Source organism: Xylophilus sp. (genome assembly GCA_009914555.1).
Classification (GTDB): Bacteria; Pseudomonadota; Gammaproteobacteria; order Burkholderiales; family Burkholderiaceae_C; genus WNDY01.
In genome coordinates this window covers 156,447-177,210 of the sequence record WNDY01000002.1, presented here as the reverse complement: position 1 = coordinate 177,210, position 20,764 = coordinate 156,447, and the positions used below count along the sequence as shown (strand labels likewise).

Annotated in this window: 17 protein-coding genes; 9 read left to right on the top strand and 8 right to left on the bottom strand. The window is 70.5% G+C overall.

Annotated elements, in window-relative coordinates; all coding sequences use genetic code 11:
* Nucleotides 1-30 precede the first annotated feature (30 nt).
* The gene (locus GAK38_RS02580) at nt 31-2,901 is read right to left on the bottom strand and encodes a valine--tRNA ligase (RefSeq protein ID WP_325341173.1); all 2,871 of its coding nucleotides are present in this window, start codon (nt 2,899-2,901) and stop codon (nt 31-33) included.
* Between the two features lie 158 nt (nt 2,902-3,059).
* Here GAK38_RS02580 and GAK38_RS02575 point away from each other — a divergent pair, with 158 nt between their 5' ends.
* Nucleotides 3,060-3,266 (top strand): hypothetical protein, encoded by a 207-nt coding sequence (locus tag GAK38_RS02575; RefSeq protein ID WP_325341171.1) that lies wholly within the window; start codon nt 3,060-3,062, stop codon nt 3,264-3,266.
* Here the strand turns inward: GAK38_RS02575 and GAK38_RS02570 are convergent.
* The 4 genes from GAK38_RS02570 to hemC all read right to left on the bottom strand — a co-directional run bounded on the left by GAK38_RS02570 (nt 3,263) and on the right by hemC (nt 7,436).
* Complete coding sequence (locus GAK38_RS02570) at nt 3,263-4,564, bottom strand: heme biosynthesis protein HemY (RefSeq protein WP_325341169.1); 1,302 nt, start codon at nt 4,562-4,564, stop codon at nt 3,263-3,265. The genes GAK38_RS02575 and GAK38_RS02570 overlap by 4 nt on opposite strands.
* Before the next feature lie 13 nt (nt 4,565-4,577).
* Nucleotides 4,578-5,666, bottom strand: coding sequence for a uroporphyrinogen-III C-methyltransferase (locus GAK38_RS02565; RefSeq protein WP_325341168.1), 1,089 nt, complete (start codon nt 5,664-5,666; stop codon nt 4,578-4,580).
* Entirely contained in the window at nt 5,663-6,445 is a 783-nt protein-coding gene (locus GAK38_RS02560; protein WP_325341167.1) for a uroporphyrinogen-III synthase, read from the bottom strand. The genes GAK38_RS02565 and GAK38_RS02560 overlap by 4 nt, the downstream gene beginning before the upstream one ends.
* Nucleotides 6,446-6,506: 61 nt before the next feature.
* The gene (gene hemC, locus GAK38_RS02555) at nt 6,507-7,436 is read right to left on the bottom strand and encodes a hydroxymethylbilane synthase (RefSeq protein WP_325341166.1); all 930 of its coding nucleotides are present in this window, start codon (nt 7,434-7,436) and stop codon (nt 6,507-6,509) included.
* Between the two features lie 104 nt (nt 7,437-7,540).
* Here hemC and ppc point away from each other — a divergent pair, with 104 nt between their 5' ends.
* Entirely contained in the window at nt 7,541-10,363 is a 2,823-nt protein-coding gene (gene ppc / locus GAK38_RS02550; protein WP_325341164.1) for a phosphoenolpyruvate carboxylase, read from the top strand.
* Between the two features lie 23 nt (nt 10,364-10,386).
* On the opposite strand, the gene fabB is transcribed toward ppc, so the two are convergent.
* Together fabB and fabA are read right to left on the bottom strand one after the other, a co-directional pair.
* On the bottom strand, nt 10,387-11,607 hold the full coding sequence (fabB, locus tag GAK38_RS02545; protein WP_325341162.1) for a beta-ketoacyl-ACP synthase I: 1,221 nt from the start codon (nt 11,605-11,607) through the stop codon (nt 10,387-10,389).
* Entirely contained in the window at nt 11,604-12,131 is a 528-nt protein-coding gene (gene fabA / locus GAK38_RS02540; RefSeq protein ID WP_325341161.1) for a 3-hydroxyacyl-[acyl-carrier-protein] dehydratase FabA, read from the bottom strand. The genes fabB and fabA overlap by 4 nt, the downstream gene beginning before the upstream one ends.
* Before the next feature lie 274 nt (nt 12,132-12,405).
* On the opposite strand from fabA, the gene nrdH reads away from it, so the two are divergent.
* The 7 genes from nrdH (at nt 12,406) to GAK38_RS23815 (ending at nt 19,520) form a co-directional block, all read left to right on the top strand.
* On the top strand, nt 12,406-12,636 hold the full coding sequence (nrdH, locus tag GAK38_RS02535; protein WP_325341159.1) for a glutaredoxin-like protein NrdH: 231 nt from the start codon (nt 12,406-12,408) through the stop codon (nt 12,634-12,636).
* 35 nt (nt 12,637-12,671) lie between these two features.
* Nucleotides 12,672-13,112: a class Ib ribonucleoside-diphosphate reductase assembly flavoprotein NrdI gene (gene nrdI, locus GAK38_RS02530; RefSeq protein WP_325341157.1), complete on the top strand. Its 441-nt coding sequence runs from the start codon at nt 12,672-12,674 to the stop codon at nt 13,110-13,112.
* Nucleotides 13,061-15,268 carry a class 1b ribonucleoside-diphosphate reductase subunit alpha gene (nrdE, locus tag GAK38_RS02525; protein ID WP_325341156.1) on the top strand — a complete coding sequence of 736 codons (2,208 nt, stop codon included), beginning with the start codon at nt 13,061-13,063 and terminating at the stop codon, nt 15,266-15,268. The genes nrdI and nrdE overlap by 52 nt, the downstream gene beginning before the upstream one ends.
* A 23-nt stretch (nt 15,269-15,291) precedes the next feature.
* Nucleotides 15,292-16,281 carry a class 1b ribonucleoside-diphosphate reductase subunit beta gene (nrdF, locus tag GAK38_RS02520; RefSeq protein WP_325341154.1) on the top strand — a complete coding sequence of 330 codons (990 nt, stop codon included), beginning with the start codon at nt 15,292-15,294 and terminating at the stop codon, nt 16,279-16,281.
* A 55-nt stretch (nt 16,282-16,336) separates the two neighbouring features.
* On the top strand, nt 16,337-18,559 hold the full coding sequence (yccS, locus tag GAK38_RS02515; RefSeq protein ID WP_325341152.1) for a YccS family putative transporter: 2,223 nt from the start codon (nt 16,337-16,339) through the stop codon (nt 18,557-18,559).
* 128 nt (nt 18,560-18,687) lie between these two features.
* Complete coding sequence (locus GAK38_RS02510) at nt 18,688-19,203, top strand: hypothetical protein (protein ID WP_325341151.1); 516 nt, start codon at nt 18,688-18,690, stop codon at nt 19,201-19,203.
* Nucleotides 19,204-19,223: 20 nt separating this feature from the next.
* The gene (locus tag GAK38_RS23815) at nt 19,224-19,520 is read left to right on the top strand and encodes a FlgO family outer membrane protein (protein ID WP_443089144.1); all 297 of its coding nucleotides are present in this window, start codon (nt 19,224-19,226) and stop codon (nt 19,518-19,520) included.
* Nucleotides 19,521-19,535: 15 nt separating this feature from the next.
* Here GAK38_RS23815 and GAK38_RS02500 read toward each other — a convergent pair whose 3' ends face one another.
* On the bottom strand, nt 19,536-20,501 hold the full coding sequence (locus GAK38_RS02500; protein WP_325341148.1) for an SDR family oxidoreductase: 966 nt from the start codon (nt 20,499-20,501) through the stop codon (nt 19,536-19,538).
* Nucleotides 20,502-20,764: the final 263 nt, after the last annotated feature.

The window sequence follows — 20,764 nt, the reverse complement described above, 5'->3', positions numbered from 1 at the left end:
CTGGTGATGGTGCCCCGCAGCAAACGCCGCTCAGGTTCCAAGGCGCAACAACTGTTCTCGGATGCGTGCCAGCGTGATGCCGAAATCGGCGGCACGCTTGTGCTCCTGCGCGATCACGGCCGCCGGCGCGCGGGCCACGAAGGATGCATTGCCGAGCTTGGCATGGGCCTTGGCGATCTCGCCTTCCAGCCGCGCGGCTTCCTTGGCCAGGCGGGCCTTCTCGGCGGCCGCGTCGATCTCGACGAACAGGGCCAGCCGCGCGTCGCCGACCACGGCCACGGGCGCGGCCTGGGCGGCCTGCTTCCAGGCGGCCTCGTCGTCGAATACGCGCACCTCGCCGAGCTTGGCCAGGGCCTGCAGCACCGCGGCATGCTCGCGCAGGAAGTCCGCATCGCCGATGGCGTAGAGCGGCACGCGGGTGGCGGGCGAGATGGCCATCTCGCCGCGCAGCGTGCGGCAGGCATCGACGACGGCCTTGAGCTTGTCGACCTGCGCGATGGCCGCGGGGTCAATGCGCTCCGGCTGGGCCTGCGGGTAGGCCGCAATGGCGACCGACGGGCCAGCGCGGCCGGCGACCGGCGCCACCTTCTGCCACAGCTCCTCGGTGATGAACGGGATCAGCGGATGGGCCAGGCGCAGGATGGTCTCGAGCGTACGGATCAGCGTGCGGCGCGTGGCGCGCTGCTGGGCCTCATTGCCGGTCTGGATCTGCACCTTGGCGATCTCCAGGTACCAGTCGCAGAACGCATTCCAGACGAAGTCGTAGACCGTGTTGGCCACGTTGTCGAGCCGGTATTCCTCGAAGCCCTTGGCCACGGCCGCCTCGGCCTGCTGCAGCAGCGAGGTGATCCAGCGGTCGGCTGCGCTGAACTGCAGGTAGCCGCCGCCGGCGCAGTCGGCCGGCGTGTGATCGGCCAAGCCGCAGTCGTGGCCTTCGGTGTTCATCAGCACGAAGCGCGTGGCGTTCCAGAGCTTGTTGCAGAAGTTGCGGTAGCCCTCGCAGCGTTTGCTGTCGAAGTTCATGCTGCGGCCCAGCGTGGCCAGCGTGGCGAAGGTGAAGCGCAGCGCGTCGGCGCCGTAGGCGGGAATGCCGTCCGGGAATTCCTTCTGCGTGTTCCTGCGCACCTGGGGCGCCGTCTCGGGGCGGCGCAGGCCGGTGGTGCGCTTCTCCAGCAGCGGCTCCAGCGCCACGCCGTCGATCAGGTCGACCGGGTCGAGCACGTTGCCCTCGGACTTGCTCATCTTCCTGCCCTGGGCGTCGAGCACCAGGCCGTGGATGTAGACGTCCTTGAACGGCACCCGGCCGGTGAAGTGGGTGCTGAACATGATCATCCGGGCGACCCAGAAGAAGATGATGTCGTAGCCCGTCACCAGCACCGACGAGGGCAGGTAGAGGTTGTAGTCGTCCGTGGGCGCGTCGGTCTGGTTCGGCCAGCCGAGCGACGAGAACGGCACCAGCGCCGACGAGTACCAGGTGTCCAGCACGTCCTCGTCGCGCTTGAGCGCCTTGCCCGGCGCCTGGGCCTGGGCCGCGGCCTCGTCGCGCGCGACGATGACGTTGCCGTCCTCGTCGTACCAGGCCGGGATCTGGTGGCCCCACCAGAGCTGGCGGCTGATGCACCAGTCCTGGATGTTGTTCATCCACTGGTTGTAGGTGTTGATCCAGTTGCCGGGCACGAAGCGCACCTGCCCGCCCTGCACCGCGTCGATCGCCTTCTGCGCGATGCTCTTGCCGGTGGCGTCGCCTTGGCCCACCTTGTTCACTGCGACGAACCACTGGTCGGTCAGCATCGGCTCGACGATCTGGCCGGTGCGCACGCAGACCGGCACCATGAGCTTGTGCTTCTTGGTCTCGACCAGGGCGCCGGCGGCGTCGAGGTCGGCCACGATGGCCTTGCGCGCGGCGAAGCGGTCGAGGCCGCGGTACTTCTCGGGCGCGTTGTCGTTGACCGTGGCGGCGAGCGTCAGCACCGTGATCTGCGGCAGGCCGTGGCGCTGGCCGACGGCATAGTCGTTGGGGTCGTGCGCCGGCGTGACCTTGACCACGCCGGTGCCGAATTCCTTGTCCACGTAGTCGTCGGCGATCACCGGGATCTCGCGGCCCACGAGCGGCAGCGTCACGGTCTTGCCGATCAGCGCGGTGTAGCGCGCGTCCTCGGGGTGGACCATCACGGCCACGTCGCCGAGCATGGTCTCGGGACGGGTGGTGGCCACGGTCACGCTGCCGCTGCCGTCGGTCAGCGGATAGGCGATGTGCCAGAGCGAGCCGTCGCGCTCCTCGTTTTCCACCTCCAGGTCGGACACGGCCGATTGCAGCACCGGATCCCAGTTGACCAGGCGCTTGCCGCGGTAGATCAGGCCCTGCTCGTACAGGCGCACGAAGGTCTCGGTCACGACCTTCGACAGCTTGTCGTCCATCGTGAAGTATTCGCGGCCCCAGTCCACGCTGTCGCCGAGGCGGCGCATCTGCGTGGCGATGGTGCTGCCGCTCTTTTCCTTCCATTCCCAGACGCGCGCGACGAAGTTCTTGCGGCCCAGGTCGTGGCGGCTCTGGCCCTGGTCCTGCAGCTGGCGCTCCACGACGATCTGGGTGGCGATGCCTGCATGGTCGGTGCCCGGCACCCAGAGCGTGTTGTGGCCGCGCATGCGGTGGTAGCGCGCGAGCGCGTCCATGACCGTGTGCTGGAACGCGTGGCCCATGTGCAGCGTGCCGGTCACGTTGGGCGGCGGCAGTTGCATCGCGAACGCGGGTGCGTCGGCCTGCGGCACGCCGGTGCCGCGCACGCCGGCCGCGCCGTAGCCGCGGCGCTCCCATTCCGGGCCCCAGTGGGCTTCGAGCGTGTGGGGTTCGAACGATTTGGAGAGGCTCTGGAGGCCGGGCTGGGACAGGATGTCGCTCATGGATGGTCGGGGCAATGGTGGGCCGGCGGTGCGGGCAGGGCCGTGCGCGGGCGAACGAAGGATTCTAGCCAGCCGACCATGCGGCCTCGTCCGACAGCGCGCCTGGCCGGACGGTTCCCAGAATGGCCCATCGACCACGCTCGTTGAAGGAGATCGCCATGACGACCGCATCGAAGAATCCGCTGGACCGCCAGACCTCGCACACCGGCAAGGTGAAGAACGACACCAACCGCGCCGGCGCGCAGGACGCCACGCAGAAGAACGAGCCGCGCCGCACGCCCGAGAGCCGCAGCGACCGCGAGTCGCACGTCGGCAGCGGCAACCAGTCGCAGAGCCGCCAGGGCGGCGCCGGCGGCAGCCGCTAGCCGGCTTCAGCGGCCAGGGCGGCCTGCTTCCAGGCCGTGCGCACGGCCTCGTCGTCGCCGCGCTGCTCGGCCAGTTCGGCCAGCCGGCGCCAGGCGCGGCTGCGCAGCTCGCCGTCCTGCAGCTGCTGGGTTGCCTGGGTCAGCAGCTGCTGGGCCTTGCCCCAGAGCTGGCGCTCCATGCAGGCCATGCCGGCCAGGTACTGGAGCTGCGCGCTGCGCGGATTGCCCTGCTGGGCTGCTTCGATGCGCGCCAGCCAGGCCGGGTCGATCGAATCCAGGCCGTCTTCCAGCGCGCGGATCAGCTTCTTCTCCAGCGCTTCGTCGAGCCCGTCCACGGGCGAGACGAGGCGCTCCCACACCGGCAGCAGCCAGTTGCGCACCTGGGCCGCGTCGCCACCCAGGGCGCGCAGCCGCTGGGCCGCGTGGATGGCCAGCTCGGGCATGGCGCGCTCGGCCGGCTCGAACGATTGCCAGACGGCCAGCAGCTGGGCCGTGTCGTGGGCGCCGTTGATGGCCTCGGTGGCCAGGCCGCGCACGATGCTCTGCGCCGCCGATGGCGAGAAGGCGCGGTGCTTGGCCAGCAGGCGGGCGGTTTCGAGCGCCTCGCGGGTCTGGTGGGCGACGCGCGCGGCCTTCAGGCGCAGGCGCAGGGCCAGGGTGCGGCGCGCGGCGCCCTGGGGCAGGGCGGCGAGCCGTTCCAGCGCCAGCGGCGCGTTGCGGTCCTCCAGCGACCAGCGGGCGGCGCGCAGCTGCACGCCTTCGCGCACTTCCTGCTCCTGGGCCGTGGGCGTGGTGCCCTCGGGCTTCTCCAGGGCCTGGGCCAGGTGGATGTCGCGCGTGGCCCTGTCCTGCAGGGCCTGGGAGCTTTCGGCAGCGACCAGATGGGCCAGCGCGCGCAGCTGGCCGGCATGCGGCAGGGCGCGGCCGCCACTGTCGGCGCTGGCGCGGGCGGCGGCCTCCTGGGCGAGGGCCGACTGCGCGGCGCGGCGCGCCCGCAGGAAGCGGCCGGCCAGCAGGTGGCTGATGGCGTCGAGCAGCGCGGTGTGGGTGGCGCGCTCCTTCTGCTGCACGCGCCAGCGGCGGGCCTGGTGCGGCAGGTCCAGCAGCGCGGCCAGCGCGCGCAGCGCGCCGTGCAGCACGACGAAGCCGCCGGCCAGCAGCAGGATGACCAGGTTGAGCGACAGGTCCAGCCGCCAGGGCGGCCAGAACAGCGTGACGGTGCCCTGGTTGTTGCCGGCGAACAGGGCGACGGCCACGGCGATGCCGAAGAGGGCGAGGAGCCAGAGTGCTGCGCGCATGGGTCGGCGGCCCTCAGCGTCCGGCGGCCGCGGTGGCCAGGGCCGACAGCGTGTCGTCGATGCGCGGCAGTTCGGCCGAGCGCAGCTGCGACTGCGCCTGCTGCAGCTGGCGGGCCGCGGCCTGGGTGCGGCGCGAGGCCGGGTCGAAATACTTGGCCAGCGATGCCGAGGCCGCCGCTAGGTCGGCGCGGGCCGAGTCCGGCTGGCGGGCCAGCACGGCCAGGCGCGCGTTGAGCAGCTTGAGCTTGAGGTTCTCGCGCAGGAAGAAGGCCTGGTCGGGCGCCAGCAGGGCGGCGTCGGGCTGGTCGATGCGCGAGACGCGCACCAGGCCGCGGGCCTCGTCGCGCACGATCTCCCAGCCGCGCTGCAGCGCGGCCTGCCACCAGGGCTGCGGCACGGCGGCGGCCGGCGCGGCGGCCGCGGGCGGGGCCGGCTCGGCAGCGGCGCCGCGGCGCGCTGCGGCGGCGGAGATGCCGACGGCGTTGAGCGTGGGCAGGTCGTCGACCAGGCGCACAAGCTCGTCCAGCCGCGCCAGCAGGCCGGCGGTGTCGGTCACGGCGGCGCCCTTCAGGCGCTCCTGGTCGCGCACGATGGCGCGCGACAGCGGCGCCAGGCGCGGCTGCGCGGCGCGGGCGATGCGCTGCTCGGCGGTCTTGAGGGCGGCCAGCAGCGGTTCGAGGTTGCCGGTCAGCTCGGTCTGCTGCTGCGCCAGCCGCAGGCCGGATTCGACGTCGACCACCAGGTTCTCGTCGCGGGTGCGCGACAGGCTCTGCATCAGCTCCTCGAGCTGGCTGCGCTGCAGGGCGACTTCGCTCAAACGGGTCTCGGCGACGGCCTGGCGGGCGGCGGTGTCGCGGGCCAGGTCCTGCGCCTGGCGGGCCAGGGCGCGGGCCTCGACGGCCTGGGCGCCGGAATCGGCCGTCTGCCGGGCCAGCTGTTCCTGGATGCCCGAGAGCTTCTGCCACAGCAGGCTGCTGCTGATCAACGCGGCTACGGCCACCACGGCGGTGCCGGCGAGCAGGAGGCCGGAGGTGCGGGAGGCGGCGGCCGGCGCGGAAGAGGCGAGGGGATTCGGGGGGGAGACGAGGGGCTCGGAGCTCATCGCCGGGATTCTATCGACGCCGCCACGTCGCCGATGCCAGGTTTGCTGAGCTGCACCTCGCCGAATCCCGCGGCCCGCGCGGCCTCGGCGATGCGCGGGTGGGTGGCGACGGCGCGGGCGGCCTGCCAGCCGGCGCCGGGCAGCGCCGCGCAAAGGTGGGCGACGGCCTCGGAGCTGCTGAAGAGCCAGATGCTGCCGTCGCCGGCCGCGGCCACGGCCCGCTGGCGCTGGCGGGCGTCGAACACCGGTGCGCCGCGCCGGTAGGCGAGCGCGAAGTCGGTGGTGCCGCCGGCCTCGGCGATGCGCGCGGCCAGCCAGTCGCGTCCGCTGCCGAGGGGCGACGACGCGCCGGCCCCGCTGCCGCGCACTACCAGCACTCGGTCGCCCGGGCCGATCTGCGGCGCGACGACGGCCCAGAGCGCTTCGGAATCGAACCGCCCGGCGCCGGCGGGCGGCCGGTCGATGCCGAGGGTGGAGGGCCCGGCCTCCTCCAGCGCCGCGGCCGTCCCCGGACCGGGTGCCCAGGCGCGCACGCCGGGCGGCCAGGGTGCGTCGCCGCGGGCGGCGAAGAAGCCGCGCACCGCGTTGGCGCTGACGAACATGGCGGCGCGGTACCGCGGCAGGGCCTGCCATGCGGTCCTCAGCGCGGACGCATCGGGCGCCGGGCCGATGGCGATGAGCGGCAGCGCGGTCACGTCGAACCCGCGGGCCGCGAGCGCATCGACCCAGGCGTCGGCGTCCTCGGCGGGGCGGGTGACGATGACCTGCGGCTTCTTCATACTGAAAGGAGGATATTCCTGTAGCGCCCGGCAGTCGCGCGCTGTAGCCATATACCCCACCCTATATACGCACGCCGGCGTCGCGCAGCCGGGTGGCGACGCGGCGGCCGAGGGCTGCGGCTTCCCCGGCCGTCGACACCGCGGCCGACGCCTCGGCGCGCACCAGCGCGGCCGGGCCGTCGATCGGCCCCCAGGCGGCCCGCAGGTGTAGCACGCCGTCGTCGCCGAGCGTGGCATGGGCCGCGAGCGGCACCGAGCAGCTGCCGCCGAGCGCGCGGCTCACGGCGCGTTCGGCGCTGGTGGCCAGCAGCGTGGGCGCATGCACCAGCGGCGCGAGCAGCGCGGCCACGTCGGCGCGGGCCGCGAGGATCTCGATGCCGAGCGCGCCCTGGCCGGCCGACGGCAGCATCTCGTCGGTGGAGAAGGTGCTGCGGATGCGCTCGCCCAGGCCCAGGCGCTTCAGGCCCGCGGCGGCCAGCACGATGGCGGCGTACTGCCCTTCGTCGAGCTTGCGCAGGCGGGTGTCGAGGTTGCCGCGCAGCGGCTCGATGCGCAGGTCCGGCCGCAGTGCGCGCAGCAGCACGGTGCGGCGCAGGCTCGCGGTGCCGACCACGGCGCCTTCGGGCAGGTCGGCCAGCGCGGCATGGCGCGGCGAGACGAAGGCGTCGCGCGGATCCTCGCGCTCCAGCACGGCCGCGAGTGCGAAGCCCGCGGGCAGGTCCATCGGCACGTCCTTGAGCGAATGCACCGCGAGCTGCGCGCGGCCGTCGGCCAGCGCCGCTTCGAGCTCCTTGACGAACAGACCCTTGCCGCCAACCTTCGACAGCGTGCGGTCGAGGATCTGGTCGCCCTGCGTGGTCATGCCCAGCAGATCGACCGCATGGCCGCGCGCGCCGAGCAGCGCGCGCACATGCCCGGCCTGCCACAGGGCCAGGCGGCTTTCGCGGGTGGCGATGGTGAGGGGGGAAGGGGACGGTGCGGGCGTGCTCATGGGGCAGCGGGAAGGTCGTGCAGAGGGGCGCGGGATGCTAGCATGCGGCGCCGCGCGGGCCGGTGGGCCGGGCGGTGCCGTTTCCTCGACACCATCACCACGACATGCCCTCAGCCGTTACTGCCGCCGGCCGCCGCTCGGCCGCCAAGGACCAGCCTCTCATCGACGACATCCGCCTGCTCGGCCGCATCCTCGGCGACGTGATCCGCGAGCAGGAAGGCCAGGCCGCCTACGAACTGGTCGAACAGATCCGCAAGCTCTCGGTAGCCTTCCGCCGCGACGCCGACCAGGAGGCCGACCGCGCGCTCAAGAAGCTGCTCAAGTCGATCAGTGGCGACCAGACGGTCAGCGTGATCCGCGCCTTCACCTACTTCAGCCACCTGGCCAACCTGGCCGAGGACCGCCACCACATCCGCCGCCGCACGGTGCACGAGCGCGCCGGCGACACGCAGGAAGGCAGCGTCGAAGTGGCCCTGGCCCGGCTGCGCTGGGCCGGCATCGCGCCGCGCGCCATCGTGGCCGCGCTGGAGCAGAGCTACGTCTCGCCGGTGCTCACCGCCCATCCGACCGAGGTGCAGAGGAAGAGCATCCTCGACGCCGAGCGCGACATCGCCGCGCTGCTGACCCAGCGCGACGCCATCAAGACCCACGCCCTGGCCTGGGGCGGCGCCAAGGACGCGCTCACCCCGCGCGAGCTGGCCGCCAACGAGGCCCACCTGCGTGCCCGCGTGCTCCAGCTCTGGCAGACGCGGCTGCTGCGCTTCACCAAGCTCACCGTGGCCGACGAGGTCGAGAACGCGCTGTCGTACTACGAGGCCACCTTTCTGCGCGAGATACCGCGCCTGTACGCGAACCTGGAGCGCGAGTTGGGCGGCCAGCGCGTCGCGAGCTTCCTGCGCATGGGCCAGTGGATCGGCGGCGACCGCGACGGCAACCCGAACGTCAGCGCCGAGACGCTCCAGTACGCGCTGCGCCGCCAGTGCGAGGTGGTGCTGCGCCACCTGCTGACCGAGGTGCACTACCTGGGTGGCGAGCTGTCGCTGGCCGCGGGCCTGGCCGGCGTGTCGGCCGAAATGCAGGCCCTGGCCGAGCGTTCGCCCGACACCAGCGAGCACCGCCGCGACGAGCCCTACCGCCGTGCGCTCACCGGCGTCTATGCGCGCCTGGCCGCCACGCTCAAGGCGCTGACCGGCGGCGACGCCGCGCGCCACGCGGTGGCTCCGCAGAACCCCTATCTGCGCGCCGAGGAATTCCTGGCCGACCTGCGCACCATCGCCGACTCGCTGGCCGCGCACGGCGGCGTGGCGCTGGGCGCCGAGCGGCTGCAGCCGCTGATCCGCGCGGTCGAGGTCTTTGGATTCCACCTGGCCACGGTCGACCTGCGCCAGAGTTCGGACAAGCACGAGCAGGTCGTCGCCGAACTGCTGGCCACCGCCCGCGTCGAGTCCGACTACGCCGCGCTCGACGAGCCCGCGCGCCAGCAGCTGCTGCTGCGGCTGCTGGCCGACGCGCGGCCGCTGCGCGTGGTCGGCGCCGGCTATTCCGAGCTGGCCCGCAGCGAAGTCGCGATCTTCGAGGCCGCCCGCGACCTGCGCGCGCGCTACGGCGCCCAGGCGATCCGCCACTACATCATCAGCCACACCGAGACGGTGAGCGACCTGCTCGAAGTGCTGCTGCTGCAAAAGGAGGTGGGCCTGCTGCGCGGCACGGTGGATGACGGCGCCACGGCCGACCTGATCGTCGTGCCGCTCTTCGAGACCATCGAGGACCTGCACAACGCCGCGCCCATCATGCGCGACTTCTACGCGCTGCCGGGCATCGCCGCGCTGGTGCGCCGTTCGGGCGCCGAGCAGGACGTGATGCTCGGCTACAGCGACAGCAACAAGGACGGCGGCATCTTCACCAGCAGCTGGGAGCTCTACCGCGCCGAGATCGCGCTGGTCGAGCTGTTCGACGAGCTGTCGGCCACGGGCGGCCCGATCCGCCTGCGCATGTTCCACGGCCGCGGCGGCACCGTCGGCCGCGGCGGCGGCCCGAGCTACCAGGCCATCCTGGCGCAGCCGCCGGGCACGGTGCGCGGCCAGATCCGGCTGACCGAGCAGGGGGAGATCATCGGATCGAAGTACGCCAACCCCGAGATCGGCCGCCGCAACCTGGAGACGCTCGTGGCCGCCACGCTCGAAGCCACGCTGCTCCCGCCGACCAAGCCGGCCACGCGCGCCTTCCACGAAGCCGCGGCCGAGCTCTCGCGCGCCAGCATGGCGGCCTACCGCGCGCTGGTCTACGAGACCCCGGGCTTCACCGACTACTTCTTCGGCTCCACGCCGATCCGCGAGATCGCCGAGCTCAACATCGGCTCGCGTCCCGCGAGCCGCAAGCCCAGCCAGAAGATCGAGGACCTGCGCGCCATCCCCTGGAGCTTCAGCTGGGGCCAGTGCCGGCTCACGCTGCCGGGCTGGTACGGCTTCGGCGCCGCGGTCGATGCCTTCGTCAGCGCCGACGGAAAGGACGCCAAGGCGCGCTTGGCGCTGCTGCAGAAGATGTACCGGCAGTGGCCGTTCTTCCGCACGCTGCTGTCCAACATGGACATGGTGCTGGCCAAGAGCGACCTGGCGCTGGCCGGCCGCTATGCCGAACTGGTGGCCGACGCGCGGCTGCGCCGCAAGGTCTTCTCGGCCATCGAGGCCGAATGGCAGCGCACGGCCGATGCGCTGGCCCGCATCACCGGCGACAAGCAGCGCCTGGCGCACAACGCGGCCCTGGCCCGCTCGATCCGCCACCGCTTCCCGTACATCGACCCGCTGCACCACCTGCAGGTCGAACTGATCCGCCGCTACCGCAGCGGCCAGGAGCAGGACGAGCGGGTAAAGATCGGCATCCACATCTCGATCAACGGGATCGCCGCGGGCCTGCGGAATACCGGCTAAGGAAAAGGCCGGCCGGCCGGTCCTCAGGCGCCGCGGTACGCGCGCAGCACCAGGCTGGCGTTGGTGCCGCCGAAGCCGAAGCTGTTGGACAGCACCGTGGTCAGCGCCGCGTCGTGCGACGCGCGCACCACCGGCAGGCCCTCAGCCGCGGGGTCGAGCGTCTCGATGTTGGCCGAGCCGGCGATGAAGCTGTCCTGCAGCATGTAGAGGCAGTAGATCGCCTCCTGCACGCCAGTGGCGCCCTGCGAATGGCCGGTCAGCGACTTGGTGCTCGACAGCGGCGGCACCTTGCCTTCGCCGAACACGGTGCGCAGCGCGTGCAGTTCCGGCACGTCGCCCACGGGCGTGGAGGTGCCGTGGGTGTTGACGTAGTCGACCGGGGTGTCGACGTTGGCCAGCGCCTGGCGCATGCAGGCGACCGCGCCTTCGCCCGAAGGAGCGACCATGTCGGCGCCGTCGGACGACAGGCCGAAGCCCACGATCTCGGCCAGGATGGCGGCGCCGCGCGCCTGGGCATGCTCCAGGCTTTCCAGCACCAGCGCGCCGCCGCCGCCGGCGATGACGAAGCCGTCGCGGTGGGCGTCGTAGGGACGCGAGGCGCGCTCCGGCGTCTCGTTGTAGGCGCTCGACATGGCGCCCATGCCGTCGAACAGCGTGGCCAGGCCCCAGCTCAGCTCCTCGCCGCCGCCGGCGAACATCACGTCCTGCAGGCCGAAGGCGATCTGCTGCGCCGCCACGCCCACGCAGTGGGCCGAGGTGCTGCAGGCCGAGGTGATCGAGAAGTTGATGCCCTTGACGCCGAACGCCGTGGACAGGTTGGCCGAGACGGTCGAGCCCATGCAGCGCGTGACCTGGTAGGGACCGACGCGGCGGATGCCCTTGCTGCGCAGCGTGTCGGCCGCCTCGATCTGGTGGGCCGGCGAGCCGCCGCCCGAACCCATGATCAGGCCGGTGCGCGGGTTGGACACCGCTTCGGGCGGCAGGCCCGACTGGGCGATCGCGTCCTTGAGCGACAGGTAGGCGTAGGCCGCCGCGTCGCCCATGAAGCGGCGCAGCTTGCGGTCGATGAGCGCGTCCAGATCGATCTGCGGGGCTCCGGCGACCTGGCTGCGCAGGCCCAGTTCCTTGAACTCGGGGCGTGCGCTGATGCCGGACTTGCCGTGGCGCAGCGCATCGACCACGGTGGCCTTGTCGTTGCCGATGCACGAGACGATGCCGGCACCGGTGATGACGACACGCTTCATACAGCGGCTCCTGCTCCTGCAGCGCCGGGCTTTTCGAACAGGCCCACGCGCAGGTCGGCCGCGGTGTAGATTTCCTTGCCGTCGACCAGCAGGCGGGAGTCGCCGATGGCCATGATGAGCTTGCGCCTGATCACGCGCTTGATGTCGATCTCGTAGGTGACAAGCTTGGCCTCGGGCGTGACCTCGCCGGTGAACTTGATCTCCCCGGCGCCCAGGGCGCGGCCGCGGCCCGGCAGGCGCAGCCAGGTCAGGTAGAAGCCGATGAGCTGCCACATGGCGTCCAGGCCCAGGCAGCCGGGCATGACCGGATCGCCCTGGAAGTGGCAGGCGAAGAACCACAGGTCGGGGCGGACGTCGAGTTCGGCGCGGATCCTGCCCAGGCCGTGGGCGCCGGTTTCATCGTCGATGTGCGTGATGCGATCGAACATCAGCATGGGCGGCAGCGGCAGGCGGCCGCTGTCGGGATTGAACAGCCGGCCCTCACCGGATGCGATCAGCTGTTCGTACGAGAAAGATTCAACCATGTGTCAATTGCTTCTAAGTAATGGCCCGCTGCGGGACCCCCTATTGTCCCGCGCCGGGCGCTCCGCGCCAGCGATGTCCCCCCGGCACGCTCGATTCTGGCACGGTGGAAATGTAAAAAACACCATAGATGGTGTTGTTGAATCTGAAAAACACTACCTGTAGCGTTTTTTTGGTTTAGGCTTGCCGTTGTAAGATTTTCCTTGCGCAGTCCACCGCAACACTGCTGGCGCGACTGCATTCCTCCAATCCGCTCGATCCAAGGAGCCATGCGCCATGGGCATCACCGTCTATACCAAACCCTCGTGCGTCCAGTGCAACGCCACCTACCGCGCACTCGACCGCCAGGGGCTGGCATACGAGGTGGTGGACCTGACGCAGGACGAGGAAGCCCTGCGCAGGGTCCGATCCCTGGGCTACCAGCAGGCGCCCATCGTCATCGCCGGCGACGACCACTGGTCCGGCTTCCGCCCCGACAAGATCAGCGCCCTGGCCGCTGCGCTGTGAGGCTGCCGGCAGGCCGGCGCCCTGAAGCTTGAGCCATGCCCACGCTGGTCTATTACTCCAGCCCATCGGAGAACACGCACCGCTTCGTGCAGAAGCTCGGGCTGCCCGCGCTGCGCATCCCGCCGCAGGATGACGGCAGCCCACCCTTGCGGGTCGACGAGCCGTACATCCTGGTCGTGCCGACCTACGGCGGCGGCGGTGCCAAGGGCGCCGTGCCCAAGGCGGTCATCCATTTCCTCAACGACCCGGGCAACCGCGCCGGCATCCGGGGCGTCATCGCCGCGGGCAACACCAACTTCGGCGAGGCCTACTGCCTCGCGGGGCGGATCATCGCCCGCAAGTGCGGCGTGCCCGTCCTCTACAACTTCGAACTGCTGGGCACGCCCGACGACGTGGCGCGGGTCCGGCAGGGAGTGGAATCATTTTGGAAGCAACCAGCCTCATTCCCGCCGGCGCAGCCGCATCCCGCGCACTGACCGCCGGCCGCACGCCTGCCGCCCGGCCGGTGGCCGCGGCCACGTCCGAGCTGGACTACCACGCGCTCAACGCCATGCTCAACCTGTTCGGGCCGGACGGCGGGATCCAGCTCGACAAGGACCGCGCCGCAGCCCGGCAGTACTTCCTCCAGCACGTCAACCAGAACACGGTCTTCTTCCACAACCTGTGCGAGAAGCTCGACTACCTGGTGGAGAAGGGCTACTACGAGGCCGAGGTGCTGGCGCAGTACAGCCCGGCCTTCATCCAGCGGCTCTGGGACGGGGCCTATGCCCGCAAGTTCCGCTTCCAGACCTTCCTGGGCGCGTTCAAGTACTACACCAGCTACACGCTCAAGACCTTCGACGGCAAGCGCTACCTCGAACGCTACGAGGACCGCGTCTGCATGGTCGCGCTGGCGCTGGCCCAGGGCGACGAGCAGTTGGCCACCCGCCTGGTCGACGAGGTGATCTCGGGCCGCTTCCAGCCGGCCACGCCGACCTTTCTGAACGCCGGCAAGAAGCAGCGCGGCGAGCTGGTGTCGTGCTTCCTGCTGCGCATCGAGGACAACATGGAGTCGATCGGCCGCTCGATCAACTCGGCGCTGCAGCTGTCCAAGCGCGGCGGCGGCGTGGCGCTGCTGCTGACCAACGTGCGCGAGGCCGGCGCGCCGATCAAGAACATCGAGAACCAGTCCTCGGGCGTGATCCCGATCATGAAGCTGCTGGAGGATGCGTTCTCCTACGCCAACCAGCTCGGCAGCCGCCAGGGCGCGGGCGCGGTGTACCTCAACGTGCACCATCCGGACATCCACCGCTTTCTCGACACCAAGCGCGAGAACGCCGACGAGAAGATCCGCATCAAGACGCTCTCGCTCGGCGTGGTGATCCCCGACATCACCTTCGAGCTGGCGAAGAACAACGAGGACATGTACCTGTTCTCGCCCTACGACGTGCAGCGCGTCTACGGCGTGCCGATGTCCGACATCAGCATCACCGAGAAGTACCGCGAGATGGTGGGCGACCCGCGCATCCGCAAGAAGAAGATCAATCCGCGCGAGCTGTTCCAGACGCTGGCCGAGATCCAGTTCGAATCGGGCTATCCGTACATCATGTACGAGGACACGGTCAACCGCGCCAACCCGATCGCCGGCCGCATCAACATGAGCAACCTGTGCTCCGAGATCCTGCAGGTCAACGAGCCGTCGCTCTACCACGACGACCTCGGCTACGAGGCCATCGGCAAGGACATCTCCTGCAACCTGGGCTCGCTCAACATCGCCCGAACGATGGACTCGCCCGACTTCGCCGCCACGGTGGAGACGGCCATCCGCGGCCTGACGGCGGTGTCGGACATGAGCCGCATCCGCTCGGTGCCGTCGATCGAGAAAGGCAACCACGACTCGCACGCCATCGGCCTGGGCCAGATGAACCTGCACGGCTACCTGGCGCGCGAGCGCATCTTCTACGGCAGCGAGGAAGGCGTCGACTTCACCAACCTCTACTTCTATGCCGTGGCCTTCCACGCGGTACGTGCTTCCAACCGCATCGCCATCGAGCGCGGCCAGGCGTTCAAGGGCTTCGAGCACTCGAAATACGCCGACGGCAGCTACTTCGACCCGTACGTCCACCAGAAGTGGGAGCCGAAGACCGCCCGCGTGCGCGAACTGTTCGCCCAGGCCGGCGTCGCCCTGCCCACGCAGGACGACTGGCGCGCCCTGAAAGCCTCGGTGATGGCCCACGGCATCTACAACCAGAACCTGCAGGCCATTCCGCCGACCGGCTCGATCTCGTACATCAACCATTCCACGTCGAGCATCCACCCGATCGTGGCCAAGATCGAGATCCGCAAGGAAGGCAAGGTCGGCCGTGTGTACTACCCGGCGCCGTACCTGGCCAACGACAACCTGGAGTACTACCAGGACGCCTACGAGATCGGCCCCGAGAAGATCATCGACACCTACGCCGCGGCCACGCGGCACGTGGACCAGGGCCTGTCGCTCACGCTGTTCTTCCGCGACACGGCCACCACGCGCGACATCAACCGCGCGCAGATCTACGCCTGGAAGCAGGGCATCAAGACGATCTACTACATCCGCCTGCGGCAGGCCGCGCTCGAAGGCACCGAAGTCGAAGGCTGCGTGTCCTGCACGCTCTGATCCACCCTCCTGCACCGCGCGCCATGAGCATCCCCTCGCTGAACACGCCCGCGCTGATCCCGCCGCTGGTCAACGCCATCAACTGGAACCGCATCGAGGACGAGAAGGACCTCGAGGTCTGGAACCGCCTGACCAGCAACTTCTGGCTGCCCGAGAAGGTGCCGCTGTCCAACGACATTCCGTCCTGGGCCACGCTCACGCCGAAGGAGCAGCAGCTCACCATCCGCGTCTTCACCGGCCTGACGCTGCTCGACACGGTGCAGAACACGGTCGGCGCCATCAGCCTGATGGCCGACGCGGTCACGCCGCACGAGGAGGCGGTCTACACCAACATCAGCTTCATGGAGGCGGTGCACGCGCGCTCCTACAGCTCGATCTTCTCCACGCTGTGCCAGACCACCGACGTGGACGACGCCTACCGCTGGAGCCTGGAGAACGGCTACCTGCAGAAGAAGGCGGCCATCGTGCTCGGCCACTACCGCGGCGACGATCCGCTGATGCGCAAGGTCGCCAGCGTGTTCCTGGAGTCCTTCCTGTTCTACTCGGGCTTCTACCTGCCGATGTACTGGTCGAGCCGCGCCAAGCTGACCAACACCGCCGACCTGATCCGCCTCATCATCCGCGACGAGGCGGTGCACGGCTACTACATCGGCTACAAGTTCCAGCAGGCGCTGGCCCGGGAGAGTGCCGAGCGCCGGCAGGCCGTCAAGGACGATGCCTACGAACTGCTGCAGGACCTCTACGACAACGAGGTCCGCTACACCGAGGACCTGTACGACACCGTCGGCTGGACCGAGGACGTCAAGAAGTTCCTGCACTACAACGCCAACAAGGCGCTGATGAACCTGGGTTTCGAAGCGTTGTTCCCGGGCAGCATGACCGACGTGAACCCCGCGATCCTGGCCGCGCTGTCGCCCAGCGCGGACGAGAATCACGACTTCTTCTCGGGCTCGGGCTCGTCGTACGTGATCGGCAAGGCTGTCAGCACCGAAGACGAGGACTGGGCATTCTGATACCGGCGCCGCGTGGTGCCGGGTTCATGCGGGTCAATCGTCGGGGATGCGGTTGTTGAATACAACATGGTGGCGCCGCCTGTGGGCGCAGGACGCCTTCGTCTACGGACTGCGCGTGTTCGTGGCGCTGGCCGGGGCGATGGCGCTGTGCTGGCACCTCGACCGCCTGCCGCTTGTCGCGCCGGTCTTCCTCGGCACCATCGCCAGCGCGATCGCCGAGACCGACGACAACTGGCGCGGCCGGCTGCGCGCGCTGCTGGTCACGCTGCTGAGCTTCGGCGTGGCCGCAGCGTCGGTCGAGGTGCTGTTCGACCGGCCCTGGGCCTTCGTTGGCGGGCTCACGCTGGCGACCTTCGGGCTCACGCTGCTGGGCGCCGTCGGCGAACGCTACCGCGCGATCGCGCAGGCCACGATGATCCTTGCGATCTACACCGCGCTGTCGGTCGAGCCCGATGCGCTGCGCGCCCAGCCGCACTGGCGCGGCGCCTTCTGGCAGGTGCCCACGCTGCTGCTCGCGGGCGCCGCGTGGTACGGGCTGCTGTCGGTGGCCTGGTGCGCGCTCTTTCCGCACCAGCCGGTGCGGCAGAACCTGGTGCGGCTCTACGAGGCGCTCGGCGACTACCTGCGCCTGAAGGCGAGCCTCTTCGAGCCGGTGCGCGGCGTCGACGTGGAGCGCCGCCGCCTCGCGCTGGCGCAGTACAACGGCCGCGTGGTGGCCGCGCTCAACGCCACCAAGGAAAGCATCTTCAGCCGCCTGGGGCGGCGCGCCACGCTGGCGCCCACCGGCCGCATGCTGCAGCACCTGAACCTGTACTTCATCGCGCAGGACGTGCACGAGCGCGCCAGCTCGTCGCACTACCACTACAACGCCTGGGCCGACGTGTTCTTCCACAGCGACGTGCTCTACCGCGCCCAGCGCGTGCTGGCGCTGCAGGGCGCGGCCTGCACCGGGCTGGCCGAGGCGCTGGGCAACCACCTGCCGCTGGCGCACGACGGGGCCGCGCCGCGCGCGCTCGACGATCTGCGCGGCGCGATCGACCACCTGGCGGCGCAGGCGCAGCCGGCCTGGGCGCGGCCGCTGCGGTCGCTGCGCGCGCTGGCGCGCAACCTGGCCACGCTCGACGCGCAGCTGGCCGCCGCGGCCACGCCCGGCGCCGGCGGCCTGCATGCCGACTTCAGCCTGTTCGACCGCACGCCGCGTTCGCTGGCCGATGCCTGGGCGCGGGTGCGCGCGCAGCTGCGGCTGTCGTCGCCGCTGCTGCGCCACGCGGTGCGGCTGTCGCTGGCGCTCGCGGCGGGCTACGGCGTGATGCAGCTGAGCGATCCGCACCACGGCTACTGGATCGTGATGACCACGCTCTTCGTCTGCCAGCAGAGCTACGGCGCCACGCTGGCCAAGGTGTCGCAGCGCGTGGCCGGCACCGTGGCCGGGCTCGTGGCGGGCTGGGCGGTGATGCGGCTCTTTCCGGGCGCGGCGGTGCAGGCGCTGTTCATCGTGGCCGCGGGCGTGCTGTTCTTCGCCACGCGCACCGCGCGCTACCTGGTGGCCACGGCGGCCATCACGCTGCTGGTGCTGCTGAGCTTCAACCAGATCTCGGGTGACGCCTACACGCTGATCGTGCCGCGCATGGTCGACACGCTGGTCGGCAGCGCGATCGCGGTGTCGGCCGTGTTCCTGATCCTGCCCGACTGGCAGGGCCGGCGGCTGCACGAGGTGGCCGCGCAGGCGCTGGCGGCCAACGGCGCCTATCTGCGCGAGATCATGTCGCAGTACGGCAGCGGCAAGGACGACGATCTCGACTACCGCCTCGCGCGGCGCAATGCCCACAACGCCGACTCCGCGCTGTCGGCCGCGCTGTCGCAGCTGTTCAAGGAGCCCGGCTTCGTGCGGCGCCACGCGGCCGCCGGCATGCGGCTGCTGGTGCTGTCGCACACGCTGCTGAGCTACCTCTCGGCGCTCGGCGCGCACCGCAGCCGCGTCGAGACCGGCGGGCTGGTCGGCGAAGCGGCCGAGCTGGCCGCCGCGCGGCTCGAAGCGCTGGCCGCATCGCTGCGCCGCCGCAGCGCCAACGCCGTGGACGCCGGCGACGGCGCCGCCCAATCCCTGGCCGCACGGCTGGAGCAGGCCGGCGACGACGACGCTGCGGCGCCCGACGACGAGCAGCGCCTGGTGCTCGCGCAGCTCGCGCTGGTCTGCCGCCAGCTGCCGGCGCTCGGCGACGTGGTCGCGGCATTGCTGCGCGGAGAAGGGGAGTATATGGCTGAAGTCAGCAAATGAAGGGCGCTGTAAGAAGATAGGTGTAGGAGTATTTGTGAAGCAAGCCGCTTTGCAGCGCGGCGAACTGCCGGCCGATTCCGCCCCTGTTCGCCGGCTCGGGTGCTGCGGCGCTTGTTAGCATGCGCGCCATGCGCACATCCATCTCCTCTACCCTCGCGGCCGGCGGTGCGCTGCTGGCGCTGGCCGGCTGCGTCGCGCTGCCTCCGGCCGGCGGCGGCACCAGCACCGAAGCGGTGGAGCCCGCGCCGGTCATCCCGCGCTGGGACCTGCTGGCCGACGACATCGCGCGCCGCCTGGCCAACAAGACCCGCGCCTGGCCGGCCGACGCGCCGGCCATCCACGTCGTGCCCTCGGGCGCCTCGGCCTTCCACCTGGGGCTGCGCAGCCTGCTGGTCACGCGGCTGCGCGAACGCGGCGTGGCCGTGGCGGTCGAGCCCACGGGCGTGGAACTGCGGGTCGAGACGCAGCTGCTGCAGTCGCCGGGCAGCCGCCGCGCCCAGCTGCTGGTGTCCACCTCGCTTGAGAACGACGGCCGGTACCTGGCCCGCACCAGCGACCTGTTCGCGGTGCCGGCGGAGAACGTGTCGCTGTACCTCGCCCCCGAGCCGGTGTCGGCGACGGTGCTGCCGCTGGTGGAGCGCTAGGAGTCTGCGCGGCAGAAGGCGTGCGCTGCTGCAGTCGGCGCCGCTGGCGCCCGGCGCGTGGCCGAGCAGGCCGGCGGCCGGCTGGCGCAGCGCGACTTCGCCGTGCGCGAAGGCCAGGGCGAGCTGCTGCTGTCGCGCGAGGTGCGCGACTGGCTCAGGCCCAGGGCGTCCAGGCGGTCGTGGTCGGCACCTGTGCGGTGGCGGCGACGGCGGTGTATGTCAGCCTGCGCCTGGTGCGGCCGGCCGATGCGGCGGTGCTCACGGCCCAGCCGCTGGTGCTGCCGATGGGCGCGAACATGCGGTCGATGCTGCGCTGACCGCTGGCAGCGGGGTCATGAAACCGCAGGTACGGCTGCGCCTTCTCCCGGTCCGGGGACCAATCCCTTGTCACGGCAGTACCGGGCCACAGTCTGCTCGATCGTCGGCAATTCACCGAACAATTCCTTCTGCGCTCCGGTATTGCGATTGACGTAGCCGCCCTTGCGCAGCCACTTCAGCACGGCGAGGTTGTCCCGCAGACGCGGCGAGACCCAGGCCACCCATGGCAGCACGGTGAAAAGGATGCGCGGAAAGACCGGCCTGGCCACGATCGGCCGTCCCAGCACCCGGGTGAAAGCGGCGGCCACCCTCTCGCCGGTGGCCGGGACGTCGCAGCCGATGTCCACGCTCCGGTTCAGAGCGGAATCCGGAATCCGGAGGGCGGCTTGGGACGCATACCGGGCCAGGTCCCGCGAGTACACGAGCGCCATCGGCACCCCAGGAAGAATATCGGGGAAAACGCCCTTGCGCAGGTGGTCGGGCACCACATCCCTGGCCCGGTCGAGAAAGGCTCCGGCGCGCAGGGCGATGTATGGCTGGCGCGTGGTCGCCAGGTATTTCTCGGTCTCGAATTTCTCGGAGAAATGCGGCACTCCGATGGCCTTGCCGCACTCGAGAATCGAGATCAGGACGAATCTGGGCACATTCGCGTGCCGGGCCGCGTCCACCAGGTTCCGATAGCCTTCGGTGTCCGTCTTCGCGCTGTTGCCTTTCGTGCGAGCGGAGTGGCCAGTGGACCCTGCCGCGCTGGAGACCACGGCCGCGACCCCGGGCTCGGCCGCCAGCGCGCGATCCAGCGACGCCCGATCGTTGAGGTCGGCGACCGCGAAGTCCGTCACGCCGAGGGCTTCGAGGCGGCTGCGGTCGCTCGTCGCGCGGACCATCGCCCTGACATGGGCGCCCTCTTGCAGAAGCGCACCGACGATGTGGGTGCCCAGGGTGCCGGTCGCTCCGGCGACCAGGACGGTCTTGGTGTTCATAAAGGGCCCTTCATGTTCAATGCAGCTTGGACTTCAAGACCGCGGAACATGGTCGGCATGATGCCGGCGCACCGCCTTGCGACTTTGAGAGATAGCTTGCCTGCGCCAAGGCACAGGCTGCTTCGGCCGGCCTTTTGAAGGCGCGGCCCAGCGCAGATTCTGTAAGAAAACCACTCGGCCGTGCTGCAGGAGCGTCGCTGCGCGACCGCTGGCCGCGGACGTGCGGACGCTGCTGCGCAGATTGACCGGCGTTGACGCGCCGA